Below are 5,338 nucleotides of genomic sequence, written 5' to 3'. Positions count from 1 at the left end.
CTTGCCGGGCATGCGGCTGCTCACCGGCAGCATGCGGGTTGCCCGGCAACTGCACAACGAAGTGTCGGCTTTCCTGCAGCAGCTCAAGCAGCAGCGAATACAGCCGGATGCTGCCTGGCAAAACGATGACCTGCTGAATATGGCCATCGCCATGGTCACCAATGAGGAGCAACCGACCAGCTGCACCGAGGAGTTTCTGCTGGAAGTGTTGTTCTCGCCCAGACTGGGGGTTGAACATGAACGCACCACCAATATTTTCGACAGCGATGGACGGGTCCGGGGTACCAGTGGTAGTGCCATCTTCTTTGGCGGGAAGCAAACCCAACCGAGCCAGCCAGGCCCAGCCAGAGATCTTGGCCAGTGCATGCTGAACGCCATGGCAGACCGTCAACTGGAACAATTGACCACGGCACCTCAGTCGGCTAACTCCGGCCCGTTACTCAGTGCCGCACTGCGCGATGCCATTGTTGACCGGGCCAGCCAGTTTCAGGAACTGCAAAGAAAGGGTATGTCTGCCCAGCATTCGAGGGGCGTGTTCAGCCAGCTGCCAAACTGGCTGAGCGCCAGCAGTGGCAACGACAGTAGCCGCCGCGAGCAGCTGTTGCAACGACTGGAACAACGGCTGACCCCGGTCACCAGCTCAGGGGTAGTCAGGGCGGGTGATACCTGCCTCAGCCAGCTGGAAGCCGGTGATTATGGTTCGGCCCGGGCATCATTCTTCGCGCTGTCGGACCAGCAGCAGCAACAGGCCATCCAGTCACTGACAAGGATGCCGGACTGTTTTGGGCTGGAGCCCCAGTGGGACGATCCGGCTCCCAGAGACAGCCAGAGTGCCTGGCAACGCTTCACCGCCCTGTACGACAGCAAGATGGGGGTCCAGGAAGAGGCGATGAACCGCCTGAAGCTGATGTCGATGGTCAGTGCTGGCAAGGTGACCGGACAATACGACGAGGCGCAACAACTGGTGGCACACATTATTGACCTGCTGCCAACCCGGGATAATGCCAGCCAGCGATCCTGCCAGGAGACGGCGGAGTGCGCCCAGCCGCCAGTGTTCCAGCAGCACCAGTACGACCGGGGCACCATAAACGACATGCTCAGTGCTTATAAAACCATCAAGGCAGAAGTCGCCGACCAGTTGCCGCAGTATTTTATCAACCACAATCTGGACAGTGACCTGCAAGAAGAGATCATTAACCAGGTGGCGCTGGGCAGTTTGGGATCACTGAATGGCAAGCCTGCCGAGTTATGGCAGGCGGAAATAGCAGCGCGGTTGCAAACCGAAGCGGAGGAGTTTGCCCAGACTCCGGTTTAATGATGGAACCCATGAACAACAAACTGTCGTTCCAGGAGTCATGATCGGTTGAGTTCAGGTTAGCGGGAACCCTTCTTCGGATGCGGGTTAAAACGTTTGGCACTGCCTTTCACCTTTCTGGCCTGCACTTCGTTCTTTTTCAGCCGGTCCCGGGGCTTTTTGTGGAAGGAGGGCGCTGGTGACAGGTCAACCAATGCGGCAAGGGCGTCGATATCTGGTTTTTCCAGCTCCTGAAATTGCCCCTGACGCAGCTGGTCAGGAATGATCATGCTGCCAAACCGGACCCGCTTCAAACGGCTGACTTTCAGATCCAGACGACCGATGGAGAGCCAGTGCTCGCCCTTCAGTTTGGGGAGATTATCGAATACCGTTGGACGGCCTTCCTTATCTGAATGGCTGCAGACCTCGCCTTCAGGCTTGTAACAGGCAATGACCCCTTATTTGTCACCCCCCGTACTGTAAACTTTTCTAACTCGAATATTTGCAACTTTTTTAAAGTTGGATATTTTTCACTCAATCTGAAATGAATATAAGTCAACTGACGGGTTAATTAAGCGATGCATCTTGGACTCCCGGTTAAACCAACTAATCCAGGTTTTCTGCCTGATAAAAAATTTCCTCATGATGATGATAAAAAATTTCCTCATGATGATGATAAAAAATTTCCTCATGATGATGATAAAAAATTTCCTCATGATGATGATAAAAAATTTCCTCATGATCGTGCTAAAACAACCAGCGTGTTTCACTCACGTCAAGTGGCTAATAATAAAAAGACAGGGAAGACGACGATTGTATCGGGTAGCCAGAATCAAACCAGCCATTTGGTTCAGTCTGCCAGTTCTTCAGTCTCACTCAGGCAGACAAAGTCAATTCATTCAAGCGCAGCTGTTTCAATAGATAGCGCCACCTCAATCACTGCTTCGGTCAGCATTTCAAATTCGGCAAACGCTTCAACATCATCTGCAAGTACAGCGGGTTCAATAAATAGCGCCACCTCAATCACTGCTTCGGTCAGCATTTCAAATTCGGCAAACGCTTCAACATCATTTGAAAGCGCAGCTGGTTCAATAAATAGCGAAACCTCAACAACCACTTCGGCCAGCAGTTCAAAGTCAGTAAAAGCTTCAACATCATTTGAAAGCACAGCGGGTTCAATAAATAGCGCAACCTCAACAACCACTTCGGCCAGCCATTCAAATTCGGCAAACGATTCAACATCTGCCAGCGCAGGCAGCATACACACGGCAACGGCCACTAAGTCGGAGGCAATGAAGGGTAGTGTCTCTGATAATGCTGCTTCGGCAACGTCCGCTAACAGTCCATCTGTGAACAGCGAATCAGGCTCGGTACAGGCGTCGGCGTCGGTGTTAACAGCAATCACCAGTGCATACCTGGCAACATCCAGTCTGACCAGATCCCCAGTCACTACTCAGGGTAGATCCAGCAGTGATTACAAGACTGCTGTGAGTTCATCAGACAGTTCATCAGAGTCCATTAAACATACCGCTACTGCCCACGATGTAGCAGGCTCAGTCAAAACGACGGACTCCGTTTTTACGACAACCGGAGCTCATCGGCCAGCCAGCCAGTCCGGCTCAGTCAGCAATCCCCTGGCAGCCAGCGTCTCCACCCGCCCCCATGCTTCTGGCTCAGCAGGGCCTTCCGCCACAAGTGTGAGTATCAATGATGTGAGTGAAATCGGTGAACATTCGGCAACGTCCATGGGGTTATCCGGCTCGGTGAAGAGTGCCGCCTCTACCCATGCAACGGGTATGCATTCATTGCCTTCGCTGCACAGTTCGGCAACTGCCATGAATGCCACCACGGTTTTCCCAGCCCGGTCCAGCCTGACCGGTTTCGGCAAGGGCGCTGTTGCTGCCAATGCATCAGCAACGTCAACAACAGCCAATCCCGGTTCTGTTTCGGTTTGTGCCAGCACGATTGGTATGAAGACAACGTCGTTTAATTATGCAAGCCCGACTGTTCAGGATTCTGCTTCTGCAAGCATTGCCACCGCCCCGATACTACTACCGGCCAGCACTCCCTCACTGGTTAACACCCTGCCACCCTGGACTGACAGTATTATCCCGGCACATTCATTTGGTGGCATCACCGACATCGCGCCCACCAGGACCACCGTAGCCCCGTCCAGTTCGCTGGCCACTACCAATTTAACACTGGAGCAGCAACTGACCACCATAGTGGACGACATGGGCAAATCAACCAATCTTGGCATGTACGAAAATGACCTGGTTTATTTTCAACAACTGTTTCCGGCCCTTAACTTCACGGAATTAGTCACCTTTGTTAAGGACAGTGCCAGGGATTTTGCCGGATATATGCTGCTCAAAGGCATTGAAGCCTTCGCCAAAACGATCAATGGCACTTTCCCTGATGCCACTCGTCACTATTTGGATATCGTAGCAGCCGGGGTGGATGACATTATCCATGAGTTCAACACCACAATCGCGCCTGCCCAGAATACTAGCTCAACGACAGTAGCCCATCACCATCGTTCAAAAAGAATGATCCTTTCGGAGCAGGATTTCTTAAGCAAAATCAGGCTGCTGATAGGGGCTGAAGGTGTACTTGCCAGAGACAACAAGGTCCCGCAACTGTTGGAGTTTTTACGGGGTTTTTCAGCAATGCGCAATGAATTTACCCTTACGATGCAGCGTGGCGTTGCGGCAGGCCCAGATGCAATAGCTCTTACCAATCAACTCCGGCAGCCGCCGGAGATGGCCAATTATTTGCGGCAATATGAGAACGAGGTCTTTGATTTAATAGGGAATCAAGACTTTCAGGCACTTGGCAGATTAGCGTTTAAAGTTAACACCCTCTCATATTTTAACGTTTTTGCTCCGCCACGACAGAGAGACATGATGCAATCGCTCAGGCTCCTTGTTCGTACCATGATTCACCGTCTCGAACAGATATCTCTGGGGACCACCAATCCGTCAACTATGACGCATATGGCTTATCTCACACTTTTCTGTGTAATCTGGAACCCTTTGCGATTAATGATGCGTGATCAGCAGTTAGCTGAAGGCATTTGTCAGTCGGATGTAGTTTCATTGACCGTTGCCAGCCAGTTGGGAATTTCTGTTAGCAGCTCATTAAATACTCTGGTCAATGCTATTTTCCTGGGTACCGGATATGCTCGATTACCCGCTCTTGTCAGGACGATCCTACAGGAAATTGCGAGTAAAAATAGTATATCTTCCCCCGTAAGTTTATGGCGTAGCCTGGGCCTGAAAAGAGACAGTCATTACCTTGATAAAATTGGCCAGAAAGTTGAGCAATTTGGGTTTAGAGTCTATGGTGGAGAACCATTTCTTACAATCCGGTCAATGCTGTCAAAGATGGTTGCAGCGTTCAATGCGAAGGCAACTCAGTTACCGGCAGGGGCAGATGCTAATGTTCTGTTTACCATCTCCCCCCGTACCTCACATGTCATATTTGCAAAAATACAAAGAGTGAATAATCAACTATCTCTGACCACTGCTGATTCCGACGGCTATTTGCTTATAGCCAGCGCCGATTCAATGGATCAGTTGGTCGCAAGGGCCATGAACGTACTGAGACCGCTGGCTCAGCGATACGGCCTTGGATTGACTCAGTCAGGGCAGATTGCCAACGGAAGAGGTATCGGGCATCTTTATCAACCCACCGACGCAGAAATAACCGAGTTGGCTGACCTGGCTCCCATTCCTACCTCGTCCTTAACGTTAAAACAGATCCTGACCAAGCCGGTAACGGAACTTGAAGCCCTCGACAAAGCGGCCACGAAGGCACTGGCCAAAGAATACATTAACAAGGTGACCAGTGCAGCGGGGCTTGACAAACTGAAATTAAGCCAGAAACTGACTGAACAGGACCTGCTCCCTTCACCCTCAAGCCTTCAGGTAACCACAGCCGATTCACTGATTATGCAAATGCGGGAAGTGATCAGTGTGCTTGACGACGCTCTGGCCAATAATACCCCGGTACCGGAAGCCATCAAAAAGCTGAATGCTCACA

The 5,338-nt window shown here is 51.3% G+C and carries 4 protein-coding genes; 2 read left to right on the top strand and 2 right to left on the bottom strand.

The features are described 5' to 3' along the window. The coding region (locus ACO6V1_RS22145; RefSeq protein ID WP_422468622.1) for a hypothetical protein at positions 1-1,315 on the top strand (1,315 nt) is incomplete at its 5' end. Between the two features lie 59 nt (positions 1,316-1,374). On the opposite strand, the gene ACO6V1_RS22140 is transcribed toward ACO6V1_RS22145, so the two are convergent. Both ACO6V1_RS22140 and ACO6V1_RS22135 read right to left on the bottom strand, forming a co-directional pair. Further along, positions 1,375-1,584, bottom strand: coding sequence for a hypothetical protein (locus ACO6V1_RS22140; RefSeq protein WP_422448633.1), 210 nt, complete (start codon positions 1,582-1,584; stop codon positions 1,375-1,377). Between the two features lie 605 nt (positions 1,585-2,189). Then, on the bottom strand, positions 2,190-2,699 hold the full coding sequence (locus ACO6V1_RS22135; protein ID WP_422448631.1) for a hypothetical protein: 510 nt from the start codon (positions 2,697-2,699) through the stop codon (positions 2,190-2,192). Here ACO6V1_RS22135 and ACO6V1_RS22130 point away from each other — a divergent pair. Then, positions 2,683-5,338 (top strand): hypothetical protein (locus tag ACO6V1_RS22130; RefSeq protein WP_422468620.1); only part of this gene is annotated, 2,656 nt, incomplete at its 3' end. The two genes, ACO6V1_RS22135 and ACO6V1_RS22130, sit on opposite strands and share 17 nt — an antisense overlap.

The organism is Endozoicomonas sp. ALC013, from assembly GCF_049310205.1.
Lineage (GTDB): Bacteria > Pseudomonadota > Gammaproteobacteria > Pseudomonadales > Endozoicomonadaceae > Endozoicomonas.
Note: the sequence above shows the minus strand (reverse complement) of the source record. Positions and strands in the feature narration are given on the sequence as shown.